This window comes from Allobosea sp. P2_A10, assembly GCF_056405115.1.
Genome location: NZ_JBFUCS010000003.1, coordinates 131,649 through 148,957, shown reverse-complemented (window position 1 = coordinate 148,957; position 17,309 = coordinate 131,649). Strand labels below are relative to the sequence as shown.

General features: G+C 66.8%; 17 protein-coding genes. 8 read left to right on the top strand and 9 right to left on the bottom strand.

Features of this window, described 5'->3' with window-relative positions; genetic code table 11:
• The 4 genes from AC1DZY_RS06650 to AC1DZY_RS06635 all read left to right on the top strand — a co-directional run bounded on the left by AC1DZY_RS06650 (position 1) and on the right by AC1DZY_RS06635 (position 4,113).
• Entirely contained in the window at positions 1–609 is a 609-nt protein-coding gene (locus AC1DZY_RS06650) for a TIGR04282 family arsenosugar biosynthesis glycosyltransferase (protein ID WP_476819301.1), read from the top strand.
• Positions 609–2,282: an ABC transporter permease gene (locus AC1DZY_RS06645; protein ID WP_476819300.1), complete on the top strand. Its 1,674-nt coding sequence runs from the start codon at positions 609–611 to the stop codon at positions 2,280–2,282. Before AC1DZY_RS06650 ends, AC1DZY_RS06645 begins: the two co-directional genes overlap by 1 nt.
• Positions 2,279–2,935 (top strand): ATP-binding cassette domain-containing protein, encoded by a 657-nt coding sequence (locus AC1DZY_RS06640; RefSeq protein ID WP_476819299.1) that lies wholly within the window; start codon positions 2,279–2,281, stop codon positions 2,933–2,935. The genes AC1DZY_RS06645 and AC1DZY_RS06640 overlap by 4 nt, the downstream gene beginning before the upstream one ends.
• Positions 2,936–3,069: 134 nt before the next feature.
• Positions 3,070–4,113, top strand: coding sequence for a histone deacetylase family protein (locus tag AC1DZY_RS06635; protein WP_476819298.1), 1,044 nt, complete (start codon positions 3,070–3,072; stop codon positions 4,111–4,113).
• A gap of 7 nt (positions 4,114–4,120) precedes the next feature.
• On the opposite strand, the gene AC1DZY_RS06630 is transcribed toward AC1DZY_RS06635, so the two are convergent.
• Positions 4,121–4,867 carry an acetoacetate decarboxylase gene (locus AC1DZY_RS06630; protein ID WP_476819297.1) on the bottom strand — a complete coding sequence of 249 codons (747 nt, stop codon included), beginning with the start codon at positions 4,865–4,867 and terminating at the stop codon, positions 4,121–4,123.
• 110 nt (positions 4,868–4,977) lie between these two features.
• Positions 4,978–6,534 carry an acetolactate synthase large subunit gene (locus AC1DZY_RS06625; protein ID WP_476819296.1) on the bottom strand — a complete coding sequence of 519 codons (1,557 nt, stop codon included), beginning with the start codon at positions 6,532–6,534 and terminating at the stop codon, positions 4,978–4,980.
• 281 nt (positions 6,535–6,815) lie between these two features.
• Between AC1DZY_RS06625 and AC1DZY_RS06620 the strand changes: the two genes are divergently transcribed.
• The 4 genes from AC1DZY_RS06620 (at position 6,816) to AC1DZY_RS06605 (ending at position 10,488) form a co-directional block, all read left to right on the top strand.
• Positions 6,816–7,778: an ABC transporter substrate-binding protein gene (locus tag AC1DZY_RS06620; RefSeq protein ID WP_476819295.1), complete on the top strand. Its 963-nt coding sequence runs from the start codon at positions 6,816–6,818 to the stop codon at positions 7,776–7,778.
• Positions 7,779–8,088: 310 nt separating this feature from the next.
• Entirely contained in the window at positions 8,089–8,862 is a 774-nt protein-coding gene (locus AC1DZY_RS06615; RefSeq protein WP_476819294.1) for an ABC transporter permease, read from the top strand.
• Positions 8,863–8,875: 13 nt separating this feature from the next.
• A complete protein-coding gene (locus tag AC1DZY_RS06610) occupies positions 8,876–9,661 on the top strand; it encodes an ABC transporter ATP-binding protein (protein WP_476819293.1) in 786 nt (261 codons plus the stop codon).
• 89 nt (positions 9,662–9,750) lie between these two features.
• Complete coding sequence (locus AC1DZY_RS06605; RefSeq protein ID WP_476819292.1) at positions 9,751–10,488, top strand: dienelactone hydrolase family protein; 738 nt, start codon at positions 9,751–9,753, stop codon at positions 10,486–10,488.
• A 3-nt stretch (positions 10,489–10,491) separates the two neighbouring features.
• Here AC1DZY_RS06605 and AC1DZY_RS06600 read toward each other — a convergent pair whose 3' ends face one another.
• From AC1DZY_RS06600 to hutI, 7 genes are all read right to left on the bottom strand, one after another.
• Positions 10,492–10,896: a PIN domain-containing protein gene (locus AC1DZY_RS06600; protein ID WP_476819291.1), complete on the bottom strand. Its 405-nt coding sequence runs from the start codon at positions 10,894–10,896 to the stop codon at positions 10,492–10,494.
• The gene (locus AC1DZY_RS06595) at positions 10,893–11,162 is read right to left on the bottom strand and encodes a type II toxin-antitoxin system Phd/YefM family antitoxin (protein ID WP_476819290.1); all 270 of its coding nucleotides are present in this window, start codon (positions 11,160–11,162) and stop codon (positions 10,893–10,895) included. The genes AC1DZY_RS06600 and AC1DZY_RS06595 overlap by 4 nt, the downstream gene beginning before the upstream one ends.
• 33 nt (positions 11,163–11,195) lie before the next feature.
• Entirely contained in the window at positions 11,196–11,798 is a 603-nt protein-coding gene (locus tag AC1DZY_RS06590; protein WP_476819289.1) for a HutD/Ves family protein, read from the bottom strand.
• Positions 11,799–11,800: 2 nt separating this feature from the next.
• Positions 11,801–13,468 (bottom strand): urocanate hydratase, encoded by a 1,668-nt coding sequence (hutU, locus tag AC1DZY_RS06585; protein WP_476819288.1) that lies wholly within the window; start codon positions 13,466–13,468, stop codon positions 11,801–11,803.
• Positions 13,465–14,271 carry an N-formylglutamate deformylase gene (hutG, locus tag AC1DZY_RS06580; protein ID WP_476819287.1) on the bottom strand — a complete coding sequence of 269 codons (807 nt, stop codon included), beginning with the start codon at positions 14,269–14,271 and terminating at the stop codon, positions 13,465–13,467. The genes hutU and hutG overlap by 4 nt, the downstream gene beginning before the upstream one ends.
• A gap of 238 nt (positions 14,272–14,509) precedes the next feature.
• The gene (gene hutH / locus AC1DZY_RS06575) at positions 14,510–16,042 is read right to left on the bottom strand and encodes a histidine ammonia-lyase (RefSeq protein WP_476819286.1); all 1,533 of its coding nucleotides are present in this window, start codon (positions 16,040–16,042) and stop codon (positions 14,510–14,512) included.
• Positions 16,039–17,244: an imidazolonepropionase gene (hutI, locus tag AC1DZY_RS06570; protein ID WP_476819459.1), complete on the bottom strand. Its 1,206-nt coding sequence runs from the start codon at positions 17,242–17,244 to the stop codon at positions 16,039–16,041. Before hutI ends, hutH begins: the two co-directional genes overlap by 4 nt.
• Between the last annotated feature and the right edge of the window lie 65 nt (positions 17,245–17,309).

Below are 17,309 nucleotides of genomic sequence, written 5' to 3'. Positions count from 1 at the left end.
ATGCGCAAGCCGACCCTGATCGCCATGGTCAAAGCTCCGGTCATGGGGCGCGCGAAGACGCGGCTTGCCCGGCAGATCGGCGCCGTCGAGGCGTTGCGCTTTTATCGCGCGACGACGGCTGCGCTGCTGCGCCGAGTCGGTTTCGATCCGCGCTGGCGCACGGTTCTGGCGGTCGACCCGCCGCGTGCCCGCGAGGCCCGGTTCTGGCCGGCGACGCTTGCACGCCGGCCGCAAATCCGCGGCGATCTCGGCGCGCGCATGCTGGAACAGTTCGCGCAGGCGTCGCATGGCCCGGTCCTGCTGATCGGCTCGGATATTCCTGGTATCGACGCGGACCAAATCGCTGCTGCCTTCGCGGTGTTGCGACGAGCCGACGCCGTTTTCGGCCCGGCCGAGGATGGCGGCTATTGGCTCGTGGGTCTGCGGGCGGGTTTCCGGCCTGCGACGCTGTTCGACAAGGTGCGCTGGTCGAGCCCGCATGCGCTGGCCGATACCTTGGCCAATCTGGAAGGGCGAAAGGTCGCGCTCGCGGCTCGCCTGTTCGATGTCGACGACGTGGCTGACTGGCGTCGCTGGAAACGCCTGCCCGCCCGTGGCAAGGCGCAGTGATGCTCGCGCTCGTCCCGCCTCTGACGCTGTTCCTGTTCCTCGCGCCGGTTCTCGTCGGGCTGGCGGGCACGCTTGCGCCCGCCTTCGGCTATCTTCCGGCGATCGGCGCCGATACGCTCTCGCTTGCGCCATGGCGTACGCTTGTCAGCGCGCCGGGCTTTGCCACTTCGCTAAAGCTGACGTTGAGCGTCGGCGTCATGGCCAGCCTGCTGTCGCTCGCCGGCGCGCTTTCGCTCGTCATCGCCTTGTCGGGGTCGCGCTGGTTTGCCCGCATCCAGGGGCTGCTGACGCCGCTGCTCGCCTCGCCCCATGCCTCGATCGCGCTGGGTTTAGCCTTCGTGCTCGCGCCCTCGGGCTGGATCGTCCGGCTGATCTCGCCGGAACTGACCGGCTGGACGCGCCCGCCCGGCGCTCTCGTCACCATCCGCGACCCCTACGGGCTGGCGCTGGTCTTCGGTCTGCTGACCAAGGAAATCCCCTATCTCGCGATCACGCTAACCGCGGCGCTCGGGCAGGTGCCGGCCGCCCGCCTCGTCGCCTGTGCGCGGGCGATGGGTTATGCCCGCAGGACGGCCTGGCTGAAGCTCGTCCTGCCGCAACTCTGGCCGCAGCTCAGGCTGCCTTTCTATGCCGTGATCGCCTATTCGCTTTCGGTGGTCGATCAGGCGCTGGTGCTGGGCCCCGGCAACCCGCCGCCGCTGGCCGTGCTGGCGACCCGCTGGTTCTCCGATTACGACCTCGCGCAATATCTGCCTGCCGCGGCAGCAGGCGTCCTGCAGCTCGGGCTAGTGATCGTGGGCCTGCTGCTGTGCAGGCTGGTCGAGGCCGGCTTGACCAGGGCGGGGCGTCTCTGGATCGAACGCGGCGGGCGCGCAGGCGTGGTCGATTGGCTCGCGCCCGCCGTCGCGCTGCTTGCGGGCGTCGTGCTCGCGGCCGGATTGCTCGCGCTCGCTGGCCTCGGGCTCTGGTCGGTCGCCGCGAGCTGGCCCTTCACCGCCGCCGTGCCGCGAAGCTGGAGCCTCGCGGCCTGGATCGCCTCCGACCGGCTCGGTGCAAGCCTCGCCACGACACTGCTCATCGCCGCGGCAGCGACTCTGCTCGCGCTCCTGCTCTGCCTCGGCTGTCTCGAATACGAGGCGCGCGCGCAGGCAAAGCCCGGCAACGGCGTGCTCTGGCTGCTTTATGTTCCGCTACTCGTGCCGCAGATCGCCTTTCTCTTCGGTCTGCAGGTCGCGCTGGTGCTGTTGCGGCTCGATGGCACGATGCTGGCCGTGATCTGGACCCATCTCGTCTTCGTGCTGCCTTATGTCTTCCTGAGCCTGGCCGACCCCTGGCGCGCGCTCGATCCGCGCTTCGCCCGCAGTGCCGCCAGTCTTGGCGCATCGCCCTTGCGCATCTTCATGCGCCTGAAGCTGCCGATGCTGCTGCGTCCGCTGCTCGTCTCGGCGGCCATAGGCATCGCCGTCAGCGTCGGTCAGTATCTGGCGACGGTCTTTGCCGGTGCAGGCCGGGTCGCGACGATTTCGACCGAGGCGCTGACGCTGGCAAGCGGCGCCGATCGCGCCACCATCGGCGTGCTCGGCTTCGTCCAGTCGCTGGTGCCGCTGCTCTGTTACGGTCTGGCCTTGCTGCTGCCCCGACTCGTGTTCCGCAACCGGCAGGGCCTGTCATGAGCGACGTAGCGGAGGTTCCCGGCTCCCTGGTCCTGCGGGCGGTCACGATCCGCCTGGGAGGGCAAACGCTGGTCGAGCGTCTCGATTTGACGGTCGCCCCCGGCGCGGTCGCGACCGTGATGGGCCCGAGCGGTTCGGGCAAATCGAGCCTGCTCGCCTATGTCGCCGGCTTCCTCGATCATCATGCCTTCACGGGCGAGGGCGCGGTGCTGGTCGGCGGCGTCGATGTCGTGCCGCTGAAGCCAGAGCGCCGCCGCATCGGTCTGCTGTTCCAGGACGACCTGCTGTTTCCCCATCTCTCGGTTGCCGGCAACCTGCTGTTTGGCGTTCCTGCCGAGATCAGGGGGCGGGCCGAGCGCCTGCGGCGCGTTGAGGATGCGCTTGGGGATGCCGGCCTTGCCGGCTTCGGCGCGCGCGATCCCGCGACGCTGTCGGGGGGGCAGCGGGCGCGTGTCGCGCTGATGCGCGTGCTCCTGTCGCAGCCGCGTGCGCTGTTGCTGGACGAACCTTTCTCCAGGCTCGACAGCGATCTGCGCGAGGCCTTTCGCGCGACTGTTTTCGCGCAGGCGCGCCAGCGCCGATTGCCGGTGCTGATGGTGACGCATGATCCGCAGGACGCGACCGCCGCTGGCGGTGATGTCGTCAGGCTGTAGGCCTTGCGGCCTGCGACGAATGCAGGGGGTAACGGCGTCGTTGCGGCCTGACCGCGGGCATCGGTCTTGCTAGCTTCCGGCAATCGAGACGGCGTCCGCGATGGCGCGCCGGCCACAACGAGACGAGTTCACGCATGCGCGCCTTCTATCATCCCGACCAGTCTCTCCACGATCCCCAGCAATATCTGCGCTTTGGCCGGGTCGTCGCGCCCAAGGATCTGCCGGAGCGCACGGAGCGCCTGCTGGGGGCGCTGGCCCGGCATGGCATCGCGCCGGAACGCCCGCAGGAGCGGGGCACAGGGCCCATCCTCGCCATCCATGATGCCGGTTTCATCAACTTTCTCGAAACCGCCTGGGCACGCTGGCAGGATCTGCCGGCCGAGCGCGGCCCCGAGGTCTGGCCAAGCACCTTCCCCTATTGGAGCGGCCGCATCGACGAGGCCGTCAGGCCGCCTTGCCGTCCGACCGGCTTCATCGGCCAGCTTGGCTGGTATCTCGGCGACATGTCGGTGCCCATCGGCGAGCATTGCTGGACCTCGACGCTGCACTCGGCCGAGACGGCGGTTGCGGGCGCGGACGCGCTCCTCGCCGGCGAGCGCGGCGTCTATTCGCTCTGCCGCCCATCGGGGCACCACGCTCGCGCCGACCGGGCGACGGGCTTCTGCTACATCAACAACACGGCGATTGCGGCCCAGCGTCTGCGTTCCAAGTTCGACAAGGTCGCGATCCTCGACGTCGACGCCCATCACGGCGACGGCACGCAGCAGATCTTCTACCGCCGCGACGATGTGCTGACGATCTCGGTCCATGCCGACCCGTCGAACTACTATCCGTTCTACACCGGCTATGAGGACGAGCGCGGCAATGGCCCCGGCGATGGTTTCAACCTCAACCTGCCGCTGGCGCATGGCGCGAGCGGAGGGGCGATGGCTGCAGCTGTCGACAAGGCCGGTGAGGCGATCAGGGCGTTCGGAGCCGACGCGCTGGTGATCGCGCTCGGCTACGACGCCCACAAGGACGATCCGATCGGCGTGCTCAAGCTTGACGCCACGGATTTCGGCACGATCGGCGCGAAGATCAAGGCGATGGGCCTGCCGACGCTGGTGGTTCAGGAGGGCGGCTACGCCATCGAAGCGATCGGCGACTGCCTCGACGCGTTCATCGGCGGCTTCGCCTGAGCCGCGGCTACGGCGCCAGGTAGTCGTGCAACACCCGGCCGAAGGGCAGGGTGAAATCGACCACCTGGTGGCGCGCCCTGACGATCCGCCGCACCGGGAAATCGGCGACCCGACAGTTCACATGAGGAATGAGGTGCAGCCGCGCATCTCCTTCCCAGGCGCCATGGACCGTGATGTCGGTGAGGTTGTAGCCGACGAGTTGCGCGACCTTCGGCGTCCCGTCGACATCGGGCAGCAGCTTGAGATTGACGTTGAGGCCGCCGATGCCGTCGCGGACCTTGTCGAGCTGATCCTCCAGGCTGCGATGCTTGTAGGTCATCGTACCCATGGCGACGCGCTCGTCGTCATAATGCAGCGTGCCGGTCAGCGTGTCCTTCATCACCTTCAGCCGCGGCACGCCGTATTTCTTCGGGAAGCCCCAGATTTCGCGCCCGCCGGTGATAGGCGGCTCGTCGTCGAGATACATCTGGACCGAGAAATTGCACGGCTTGCCCTGATACTGCGCGTAGATGCCGGTGCCGCTTTCCTCGTAATCGCCGAAGCCCGACGAATCCGGCATCTTCATCCACTCGTAGAAGACGAGATTGCCCGGAGCGGGTTCGAGCGGCTCGGGCAGCGCCGCGCGGATCACCTCCGGGTCGGTTTCATAGGTGATGATCAGATATTCCCGCTTGAGGAAGCGGTTGGGCGGGCGCGGATAGCTCGGGCTGAAGACCGGCATCGACGGCGCTTTGAGGATGTCGTCGCGGTTCATGCTGGTCTGTTCCTCGAATATCGGCCCGGCGTCGCAGGCCCGCCACGGAATTGGCGACGGCCTTGCGACGGATTGATGGCGGGCCGGCTACAATCCAAAAATCGGCTCCGTCAGATCACCGCCTCGATCAGGAACGGGCCCTTGCGCGACAGCGCGCCCTTGAACAGCGTCGTGAACTCTTCCGCCGTCGTTGCCCGGCCGGCCTCGACGCCCATGCCTTTCGCCATCGAAACCCAGTCGAGCGCCGGCTCGTCGAGGTTCAGCATCAGCTTGGCGTTGCGGCCGAAATCGTTGACGCCGACGGCGCGCATCTCGCCATGCAGGATGGCGTAGGTCCGGTTGGCGAAGATCACCGTGACGACATCGAGGTTCTCGCGCGCCTGCGTCCATAGCCCCTGCACCGTGTACATGCCCGAGCCGTCGGCCTGCATGCCGATGACCTTGCGGTCCGGGCATGCAACCGCCGCGCCGACCGCGAGCGGAATGCCTTCGCCGATCGCGCCGCCCGTCAGTTGGATATAGTCGTGCTGCGGAGCGCGGTGGCATTGCTGGTAGAACGCGCGGCCCGACGAGACCGACTCGTCGCAGATGATGCTGTTCTCCGGCAGCAGCGTCGTCACGATGGTGCAGACCTTGTCGGCGTCGAGCGCGCCGGTCGGCAGCGCCTCGGTCTTCTCGCGCGCCGGGGCGATAAAGACAGGTGCGGTTTTCGTCGCGCCGAGCTCGTCGGCGAGCGCGGCGATCGTGCCCGGCAGATCGTCACCCGGTTTGGCCAGCGTCGCGACCATGCAGCCTTCATGCACCAGCCGGCCGGGCTTGCCGGGATAGGCGAAGAAGCCGACCGGCACCTGCGCGCCGATCAGGACGAGATAGTCGATGTCCTTGAGCTGGTTCAGCGCCATGTCGACGGGGTAGAAAACCTTCGGCAGCGCGACGCGGCCGACGCCGCGCTCGATGCGCCCGTTCGACATCTGGCCATACATCTGCGCGCCGGTCGCGGCGCAGATCCGGGCCGCCATCTCCATCGGCTTTTCGCGAAGCGACAGCCCCGACATCATCAGCGCGGCGCGCGCACCGTGTTTGCGCAGGGCAGCCGCAGCCTCGCGGATCGAGGCGGCTTCGACCGTTTTCAGCGCCGGCACCTTCGTCGGCTTCAGTTCCGCCGGCTCGACCGAGCCCCAGGAGCAATCGGCCGGCAGGATCACGGTGGTGACGCCGGGCAGCGAGAGCGAGGCGGCATAGGCCTCGCCGATCGCAGGCCCGACATCCTCCGGCGTCGCGATCCGGCGGACGAAATGCGACATCGGCCGGGCCAGGCTCTCGATGTCGCTGGTCAACGGGGCGTCATGCTGGAGATGATAGGTCGCGTGGTCGCCGACGACGTTGATCATCGGGGTCCAGGCGCGGCGGGCATTGTGCATGTTGGCGAGCGCGTTCGCCATGCCAGGTCCGCAATGCAGCAGCGTCGCCGCCGGCTTGTCGGCCATGCGGGCATAGCCGTCGGCTGCGCCGGTCACGACGCCCTCGAACAGCCCGAGGACGCAGCGCATCTGCGGCTTGCGGTCGAGCGCCGCGACGAAATGCATCTCCGATGTGCCGGGATTGGCGAAGCAGACATCGACATTGTTGACGAGCAGGGTATCGCAGAGGCGGTCGGCGCCGTTCATGTCGGGCAAATCCTTGGGCGGAAGGGTAAAGGCGGAAGAGCTGGCGCGGCGCGCAGGAGACCCGCAGGGGAGGAGAAGTTTCTCCGCCTGTCAAACAAGAGAAATTCATCGCTGTCCCAAGCGACGCTGATCCTCGGCTTGACGTATTTGCATATGCATTTAACCTGCCTTGGAACGAAGGTTGCATCGGCTTGCGCCATGGGCTGCGATAGTCTGACGGGTGCAGGCTTCGTACCGCAAACAGGGGCAGATTCGATGTCCGAACAGGGGAAGGTGTCGTCATGACGGTTTTCAAGCGTATCGGGATGGTCGCGGGCGCGAGCCTCGCGGCGTTGCTGGCGGCGGGCGCAGCCCAGGCGCAGACCAAGGTTGCGATCGGCATCTCCGGCTGGACCGGCTTCGCGCCGCTCGTGCTGGCCAAGGAGTCCGGCATCTTCGCCAAGAACGGCCTCGACGTCACGATCAAGAAGATCCCGCAGAAGGACCGCCACCTCGCCATGGCCTCGGGCGACATCCAGTGTGCCGCGACCACCGTCGAGACCTGGATCGTCTGGGACGGCGCCGGCATCAAGACCAAGCAGATCTTCCAGCTCGACAAGAGCTATGGCGCCGACGGCATGGTGACGCGCAACGCCACCGCCTCGATCAAGGATCTCAAGGGCAAGACCGTCGCGGCCTCGGCGCCCGGCACCTCGCCCTATTTCGCGCTCGCCTGGATGCTGAAGGAGAACGGCATGTCGGTGAAGGACGTCACCGTCGTCAACATGGAACCCGGTCCCGCCGCGCAGGCCTTCATCGCCGGCCAGAACGACGCGGCCCTGACCTACGAGCCCTACCTCTCCGCCGTGCGTGAGAAGCCCGACGCCGGCAAGATCATCGCCACCACGCTCGACTATCCGATGGTGATGGACACCTTCGGCTGCACGCCGGCCTTCCTCGCCGCCAATGACGACGCCGCCAAGGCCCTGACCAAGAGCTATTTTGAGGCGCTCGACATGATCGCCAAGGAAAAGGACAAGGCCTTCGGCATCATGGGCGCCGATGTGAAGCAGACCGGCGAAGCCTTCGGCAAGTCGGCTGCCTACCTGAAATGGTCGGACGCCGCCGGCAACAAGGCGTTCTTCTCGGGCGAATGGCAGGCCTTCTCGGCCAAGGCCGCCGACCTGCTGCTGGAGATCGGCCTGATCAAGGCCAAGCCTGATCTCAAGGATCTGGTCGAGACGAAATACGTCGCCGGCAAGTGAGCTGATGCAATCTCCATCCTCCCCGTCATGCTCGGCCTTGTGCCGAGCATCCACGTCTTGGACGTAGGGCTCGATGAGCGAAGACGTGGATGGTCGGGACAAGCCCGACCATGACGAGAAGGGCGCGGGGAACCCTCTCCCGTAGGGAGAGGGCAGGGTGAGGGGTCGGCCATTTGACGCTTCGGCCGTGACCTGACCGCTCGCTTCCAAACCTGCGCCCGACTGGTCCAACGGCCAGCACCTCACCCCTGCCCCTCTCCTGAAAGGAGAGGGGTTCCCAGCGCCCTTCGACGCAGGCGATCGCCCTCCCATGAAACCCCTCCAGCCCGTCTCCGCGCCAAGCCGCGTCGCCTATGGCGTCGCCTTCTTCGCGCTGTTCGTGGTGCTCTGGTCCATCGCGACCTTCGGCGGCTACGTCCAGCGGCTGTTCCTCGCCGATCCGCTCACCATGCTGCGCGAGGGTTACAGCCTGCTGACCCAGTATGGCTTCGCCTTCGACATCGGCATGACGATCTGGCGCGTTCTCGGCGGCTTTATCCTCGCCGTCATCGTGGCGCTGCCGCTCGGCATCCTGATGGGCGCCTACAAGCCGATCGAGGCCTTCCTCGAACCCTTCGTGTCCTTCGCGCGCTATCTGCCGGCCTCGGCCTTCATCCCGCTGCTGATTTTATGGGCCGGCATCGGCGAGGCGCAGAAACTGCTCGTCATCTTCATCGGCTCGGTCTTCCAGCTCATCCTGATGATCGCGGTCGCGGTCGGCGGCATCAGGCGTGACCTCGTCGATGCCGCCTATACCCTGGGCGCGACCGACACCTCCGTGGTGCGCCGCGTGCTCCTGCCCAACGCCGCTCCCGAGATCGCCGAGATCTTCCGGCTCGTGCTCGGCTGGGCCTGGACCTACGTCATCGTCGCAGAGCTGATCGGYTCCTCSTCCGGCATCGGCCACATGATCACCGAYAGCCAGGCGCTGCTGAACACCGGSCAGATCATCTTCGGCATCATCGTCATCGGGCTGATCGGSCTGGTCTCGGATTTCCTGTTCAAGGCGGTCAACCAGCGCCTGTTTCCATGGGCCCAGCGATGAATTGGGCGCGAAAATGAGCAAGCTTCTGATCGAAGGTGTCGGCAAGGTCTTTCCGGCCCAGCGCGGCGGTCAGCCGACGCGGGCGCTGACGCCGACCAATCTGAGCGTAGGCGACAACGACTTCATCACCATCCTCGGCCCGTCTGGCTGCGGAAAGTCGACCCTGCTGCGCATCGTCGGCGGGCTGGAGACGGCGAGCGAAGGCAAGGTCATGCTCGACGGCGCTCCCGTCATCGGGCCGGGCGCCGATCGCGGCTTCGTATTTCAGAGCTACACGCTGTTCCCGTGGCTCACCGTCGTCGAGAACATCGCCTTCGGCCTGCGCGAGAAGGGCGTGCCGGAGAGGCAGCGGCTGGAACTCGCCCGCGACTGGGCCGGTCGCGTGGGCCTTGGCAGTTTCATGGAGCATTTCCCCAAGCAGCTTTCGGGCGGCATGCAGCAGCGCACCGCAATCGCGCGAGCCCTCGCCAACGATCCGAAGATCCTGCTGCTCGACGAGCCTTTCGGCGCGCTCGACAACCAGACCCGCGCCTTGATGCAGGAGATGCTGCTCGGCATCTGGGAGCGCGAGCAGAAGACGGTTCTGTTCGTCACCCACGATATCGAGGAGGCGATCTTCATGGCCTCGCGCGTCGTCGTGATGAGCGCGCGCCCCGGCCGGATCAAGGCCGACATCAAGGTCGAGCTGCCCCACCCCCGGCCCTACACCATCAAGACCTCGCCGGAGTTCGTCGCTCTCAAGGAGCGGCTGGTCGAGGAAATCCGGGTCGAGGCCGTGCTGGCGGCCGAGGTTCACTGACCGGGCGCGGGAACGTGAGTGCGAAGTGACATTCCGTGCGCGGCGCATGGCGTAAGACTTCGGGCTGTCTCGCCTTGGGAGCCCGCCCGATGAACCTCGCCTTTCGCGCCTTCGCCGCTGTCATGCTGATGCTGCCCTTCGCCGGCCGCGCCTCTGCCGAGTCGCTGACGCTGACCTCGGCCGACAAGGTCAAGGTCCATGCCGAATATTATGGCGACGCCGACAAGGGAAAGCCGGTCGTGCTGCTCTTCCATCAGGCTTCGTCCAACGCCGGCGAATACGCCACGATCGCGCCGAAGCTGAACACGCTCGGCTTCAACGCGCTGGCGCTCGACCAGCGTTCCGGCGGGCCGGGCTGGGGCCGCGACAACCTCACCGTCAAGGGCTTTCGCGGCAATGCCGGGTTCGAGCAGGCGCTGCCAGATCTCGAAGCCGCGCTCGACTGGGCCAGGGCCGATGGCCGTACCGGCAAGGTCGTCGTCTGGGGCTCGAGTTATTCGGCCTCGCTCGTCTTCCTGCTGGCGGCGAAACATCCCGGGATCGCCGGCGTGCTCGCCTTCTCGCCGGGCGAATATTTCGGCGGGCGCGGCACCGTGCGCAATGCGGCGGCGAAAGTGACGGCGCCGATCTTCGTCTCCTCGGCAAGCGACCCCGGCGAGATCGCCGAGGCGAAGGCGATCATCGACGCAGCTCCCGCTAAGGTAAAGGTCCAGCTGAAGCCGAAAGCCGGCACGCATGGTTCGAGCAGCCTGCGCGCCGACCGCAACCCCTATGGCGCGAGCGAAAACTGGCAGGCGGTCGAAGCGTTTCTGGCGCAGGTGAAGTAAAGTTCAGGCGCTCCAGGGATTGAAGAGCTTGAGCGGCAGATCCTGGAAGTCCTTCACGTTGCGCGTCACCAGCGTCAGATCGTGAACGATCGCGGTTGCCGCGATCAGGGCGTCCGGTGCGCCTCGGCTGCGCCCCGCCGCGATCCTTCCCCATTCAAGCGCCACATCGGTATCAATCGGCATCGTCCGTTCGGCATATTCCGACTGAAGCATGGCTAGCCATTGCGAGAGCAATTGCGTGAAGTCCTGCTCTCTCGATCGTATCTGCTCGATACCTTTCATAATCTCGCCGAGCGAGACCACGCTGATAAAGCGTTGGGATGATGGCGTCGCCCCTATCCAGTCGGAAGGCGCGGGGAAACCGCGCCGGAGTTCTGACAGCACGTTGGTATCGAGAAGATACCTCAAAACTCGATATCGCGGCCAGGATCTTTGGAACGGTCATTGACCAGGTCGACGAAATCGTCAGGCCAAGCGGGACCGGACAGGAGAAACTCGTCGAATGACATCTTCGGTTTGACGCCAGCCTTGGCTCTGATCGCTTCCAGTTCGGCTTCGGAAATGACCACGACGGCAGGCTCGCCACGCACGGTTACATGCTGCGGCCCCTCGGTCTGTGCCCGCTTCACGACCTCGCTGAACTTCGCCTTCGCGTCCTGAAGCGCCCAGCTCATGACATGTCCCTGACTAGTCTGACTAGGCGAAATTTAGGAGGAGGCGTCACTCTGGTCAACTGCGTTCGCTGGCCACAGCTCGATCGCATAAAGCGTTCCCGCGCCTTCGTGACGAAGCTGACAATCTGGTCCAGCACCCTCGATAAGGACAGCATCTCGCGCACCAAGCCATTCGTTGCGTCCATCGGCCTCGACTGACCAGCCGTCGTCGATCGCGAGCAGCACCAAGATGCCGGCCGGGCGGGGCACATCGCCAGATGTCTCAAGGCGCCGCATGCGATGCCGCCAGCGGCCGCGCCGCGTCATCACGTTGAGGTCGTCGACCGCCCCGGCAACGAGCCGTCCTTCGACCGGGCGGTCGCCGGCAAAGGCGCAAGGGTCCGAATCCGGGCCCAGCAGCATCGTTTCACCATCGCCGAACGCGAGCGCGATGCCGGTTCCCGTCAACACCGCCAGCGTGCGGTCGATCCCGGGGAAGAGCGAAAACGACCCGTCCGTGCCGACATGGGCGGTCGAGATGCGCCAATCGAAATCGTCGAGCGACGCCCCCTCGGGATGGATCGCGATCTGCGTCGTCGCGCCGCCGCCGTTCTTCCACGGCATCACCCGGCAGTCGGCGGCGCGAATGATCCGCATCGTCAGCGCAGGATGCCCGGAAGCTTCAGCCCCTTCGCCTTGGCGCAATCGATTGCGATGTCGTAGCCGGCATCGGCGTGGCGCATCACGCCGGTCGCCGGGTCGTTCCAGAGCACGCGCTCCAGCCGCTTTGCCGCCTCGGCTGTGCCGTCCGCCACGATGACGATGCCGGAATGCTGCGAATAGCCCATGCCGACGCCGCCGCCATGATGCAGCGAGACCCAGGTCGCGCCCGAGGCGCAGTTCAGCAGCGCGTTGAGCAGCGGCCAGTCGGAAACGGCGTCCGAGCCATCCTTCATCGCCTCGGTCTCGCGGTTGGGCGAGGCGACAGAGCCGGAATCGAGATGGTCGCGGCCGATCACGACCGGCGCCTTCAACTCGCCCTTGGCCACCATCTCGTTGAAAGCGAGGCCGAGCCGGTGCCGGTCGCCGAGACCGACCCAGCAGATGCGCGCCGGCAGGCCCTGGAACTTGATGCGCTCGCGCGCCATGTCGAGCCAGTTGTGCAGGTGCGTGTCGTCCGGCATCAGCTCCTTGACGCGCTGGTCGGTGCGGTAAATGTCCTCCGGATCGCCCGAGAGCGCGGCCCAGCGGAACGGCCCGACGCCCCGGCAGAACAGCGGCCGGATATAGGCCGGGACGAAGCCCGGAAAATCGAAGGCGTCCGCGACGCCCATGTCCTTGGCCATCTGGCGGATGTTGTTGCCGTAATCGAGCGTCGGCACGCCCATGCGGTGGAAGTCGAGCATGGCGCGCACATGCACCGCCATCGAGGCTTTGGCCGCTTCGATCGTCCCAGCGGGGTCGCGCTCCTTGCGCTCCTCCCATTCGGCCAGCGTCCATCCGGCCGGCAGATAGCCGTTGAGCGGATCATGCGCCGAGGTCTGGTCGGTGACGACATCGGGGCGGATGCCGCGACGGACCATGTCAGGAAAGACCTCGGCGGCGTTGCCGAGCACGCCGACGGAGACGGCCTTGCCCCTGGCATGGGCGGCCTCGATGATCTTCAGCGCCTCGTCGACGCTGTCGGCCTTTTCGTCGAGATAGCCGGTGCGCAGCCGGAAATCGATCGAGGACGGCTTGCACTCGACCGCGATCATCGAGGCGCCGGCCATGGTCGCGGCCAGCGGCTGCGCCCCGCCCATGCCGCCAAGCCCGCCGGTCAGGACCCATTTGCCCTTCAGTGAGCCGCAATAATGCTGCCGGCCAACCTCGACGAAGGTCTCGTAGGTGCCCTGAACGATGCCTTGCGTGCCGATATAGATCCAGGAGCCGGCCGTCATCTGGCCGTACATCATCAGCCCGAGCTTATCGAGCTCGTGGAAATGCTCCCAGTTGGCGTAGGCCGGCACGAGGTTGGAATTGGCGATCAGCACGCGAGGAGCGTCGGTGTGCGTCCTGAAGATGCCGACCGGCTTGCCCGACTGCACCAACAGCGTCTCGTCGGCTTCGAGCGAGCGCAGCGAGGCGCAGATGCGGTCGAAATCCTCCCAGGTCCGGGCGGCGCGGCCGATGCCGCCATAGACCACGAGTTCGCCCGGCTTTTCGGCGACGTCGGGGTCGAGATTGTTCATCAGCATGCGCAGGGGCGCTTCTGTCAGCCAGCTCTTGGCGCTGAGTTCGCTGCCATGGGGTGAGCGGATGACGCGGCTGTTGTCGATGCGGGTCATGAACGCGTTCCTTCGAGCGTGGCGGCCGCGTCGAGAGCAGCCGAGATGATGGCGGAGAGAGCGGACTGGAGCGCTGCGGCCTTCGGCTTGTCGAAGGTCCAGGGCGCCTGCTCGCCTGTGAGATAGGCTGATAGCGCCTTCTCCATCTGGATGGCGTGGACGTGGCTGTCGGGCTTGCCGTAGTGGCGCGTGATCCAGCCGCCCTTGAAACGCCCGTTGACGATCTGGGTCAGTGGCTGTCCGGCCATCGCCTTCACGGCGGCGGCCTCGACCACGGCTGCGCAGCTCGCGCCCGAATTGGTGCCGAGATTGAGCGTCGGCAGCGTGCCGGGAAACAGGCGCGGGATCACCGATTTGATCGAATGGCAGTCCCAGAGCAGGCACCAGCCATGGATCGCCTTGACCCGTGCGATCTCGGCCGCGAGCGCGTCGTGATAGGGCTGGAAATAGGCTTTGCGGCGGCGTTCGATCTCGGCTGCATCGGGCAGGGTCGCCCAGATCGGCTCGCCGTCGAAGGTCGTGGTCGGCACGAGTTCGGTCGTCGCCTGCCCAGGATAGAGCGAAACGCCGGACGGATCGCGGTTGAGGTCGATGACATAGCGCGACAGCTGCGCCTCGACGATGGTCGGCTGGAAGCGCGCGGCGAATCCGTAGAGTTCGCGCATATGCCAGTCGGTATCGGGCACGGCGCGGCCGGTCGCGTTCAGGGCCGCGTGAACCTCGGGCGGCAGCCCGGTGCCGGGATGCGGCACCGAGAGGATTAGCGGGGAGGAGCCAGAGGTGACGGTGACGATGTCTGTCATGGGCCGACCGTCATTGGCACTGCCTCTTGTCCGTCAAAGCGCAGGGAACCTCTCTCCTGTAAGGAGAGGGGCAGGGGAGAGGTAAAGGCCGCTGGACCAGTGGCGTGACAACCTAACGGCGGCTGCGGTGAGGTCGCGCTCAATACGGTGAGCGTCCGACCCCTCACCCAGCCCTCTCCCTCCGGGAGAGGGTTCCCCGCGCCCGCTTGCCCAGCAAGCGAGATGCCTTGAACCGCTGTCATCGCCCCAACTCCGCGAACCCGTCCAGCCCCGCCGCCTCGCCGATCGCGCCCGACAAAACGAGGTCGGTCGCCGCAGCCAGATCCGGCGCGAGATAGCGGTCGGCCTCCAGCGGCGCGATGCGCGAGCGCAGCAGCGCCAGCACCGGCTCAAGCCTTGGGCTCGTCGTCATCGGGCGATGATGCTCGATCGCTTCGGCTGCCGCCATCAGTTCGACGCCGACAATGCTGGCGGCGTTGGCGGCCATGTCGAGCAGGCGATAGGCGCCATGCGTCGCCATCGAGACATGGTCTTCCTGATTGGCGGAGGTCGGGATCGTGTCGACCGAGGCCGGATGCGCCTTCTGCTTGTTCTCGGATGCAAGCGCAGCCGCCGTCACCTGCGCGATCATGAAGCCCGAGTTCAGCCCGGCGTCGCGGGCGAGAAACGGCGGCAGGCTGCTCATCACCGGGTCGACCAGCAATGCGATCCGGCGCTCGGCGAGATTGCCGATCTCGCACAGCCCCATCGCCAGAATATCGGCTGCGAAAGCGACCGGCTCGGCGTGGAAATTCCCGCCCGAGACGATTTCGCCCGCGCCCAGCACCAGCGGGTTGTCGGTCACGGCGTTGGCCTCGATCGCAAGCGTCGCCGCGACATTGGCGAGGAGGTCGCCCACCGCGCCCATCACCTGCGGCTGGCAGCGCAGCGAGTAGGGGTCCTGCACCTTGCTGTCGCCGAAGCGGTGGCTGTCGCGGATTTCGCTGCCGGCAATCAGCGTCAGCAGTGTTTTAGCCACCGCGATCTGGCCCGGCTGGCCGCGCAGCGACTGGATGCGCGGATCGAAAGGTGTATCGGAACCCTTGAGCGCATCGACCGAAAGCGCGCCTGCGACCAGCGCCGCGTCGAAGACGCGCGCGATCTGGCAGAGCGCCGCCAAGGCGATCGCGGTCGAGACCTGCGTGCCGTTGATCAGCGCGAGGCCCTCCTTGGCTCCCAGCGCCAGTGGCGCCAGCCCGATCCGCGCCAGCGCTTCGCTCGCCGGCACCTTCATGCCGTTGAGCCTGATCTCGCCGACGCCCATCAGCGCCGCCGTCATATGCGCCAGCGGGGCGAGATCGCCCGATGCGCCGACCGAGCCTTTCGCGGGGATCACCGGCAACGCGCCGGCAGCGAGCGCGCGCAGCAGCGCCTCGATCACGACGGGCCGCACGCCCGACGCTCCGCGTGCCAGGCTGCCCGCCTTCATGGCGAGGATCAGCCGCACGACCTCGTCGGGCAAGGCAGGGCCGGTGCCGACCGCATGCGACAGGATGAGATTGCGCTGGAGAGTCGCAAGATCGGCGTCGGCGATGCGCACGCTGGCGAGCTTGCCGAAGCCTGTATTGATGCCATAGGTCACGGTGCCGGCCGCCACGATGTCGTCGACGATCGTCTGCGCGGCGGCGACGGCGGCGGCGCTATCGCTTGCGAGCGTGACGGCCGCGCCGTCGAGCACGGCGCGCCATTGCGTCAGGCTGGCGCTGCCGGGGCTGAGAGTGAAGCTGCTCATTGTCCGTTCCAGATGCGGGCGTGAAGCGGGTTGAAGCCGATGCGATAGGCGAGTTCGGCGGGCCGCTCGATCTCCCAGATCGCGAGATCGCAGCGCTTGCCGGCCTCCAGCGTGCCGATCGTGTCCTGTAGTCCCAGGGCCTGCGCTGCATGGCGGGTCAGCCCGGCCAGCGCCTCCTCCGGCGTCAGCCGGAACAGCGTGCAGGCCATGTTGAGAACGAGCAATGGCGAGGTCAGCGGCGAGGAGCCGGGATTGGCGTCGGTCGCGAGCGCGATCGGCACATTGTGCTTCCGCAGCAGCTCGATCGGCGGCTTTTGCGTTTCGCGCAGGAAATAGAACGCGCCCGGCAGGATCACCGCGACAGTGCCGGCCTCACCCATCGCGATCACGCCGGCCTCGTCCAGATACTCGAGGTGGTCGGCAGACAGCGCGCCCATCTCGGCAGCGAGTTTCGCCCCTCCGAGATTCGAGAGTTGCTCGGCATGGATCTTGATCGCGAGACCCTTGGACTGCGCCGCAGCGAAAACCCGCGCAGTTTCCTGCGCCGAGAAGGCGATGCCCTCGCAGAACACGTCGACCGCGTCCGCCAGCCCCTGCGCGGCGATGGCGTCCAGCATCGGCCCGGTGACGAGGTCGATATAGTCGCCCGAGCGGCCCTTGTATTCGGGCGGCGCCGCATGTGCGCCGAGGAAGGTCGTGCGCACCGTGACCGGCCGCTCGCGCCCGAGCCGGCGCGCCGCGCGAAGCGTCCTGACTTCGGCGTCGATCTCCAGCCCATAGCCGGACTTGATCTCGACGGTGGTGACGCCCTCCGCCATCAGCGCCGAGAGGCGGCGATCCGCCGAGGCGAACAGCTCGGCCTCGCTTGCGGCGCGCGTGGCCTTCACGGTGGAGAGGATGCCACCGCCGGCCCGCGCGATCTCCTCATAGCTCGCGCCCTGCAGCCTGAGCTCGAACTCATGGGCGCGGTCGCCGCCATAAACGAGATGGGTGTGGCAATCGATCAGGCCGGGTGTGATCCAACGTCCGCTGCAATCGATCGTCTCGGTCGCGTCGAAGGCGGGGGCCTCGCTTTTCGGGCCGGCAAAGACGATCCGGCCGTCACGCGCGGCGACGACGCCGTCCTCGATCGCGCCATAGGGAGCGTCGCCCGGCGCCATCGTAGCGAGCCGCGCATTGCGCCAGAGCCGGTCGCAGAGCATGCTCGTCGCAGCCATCAGCGTTCCCCCTCGACATTCCCCGGCGTGGCATTATGCTAGCCAATTGC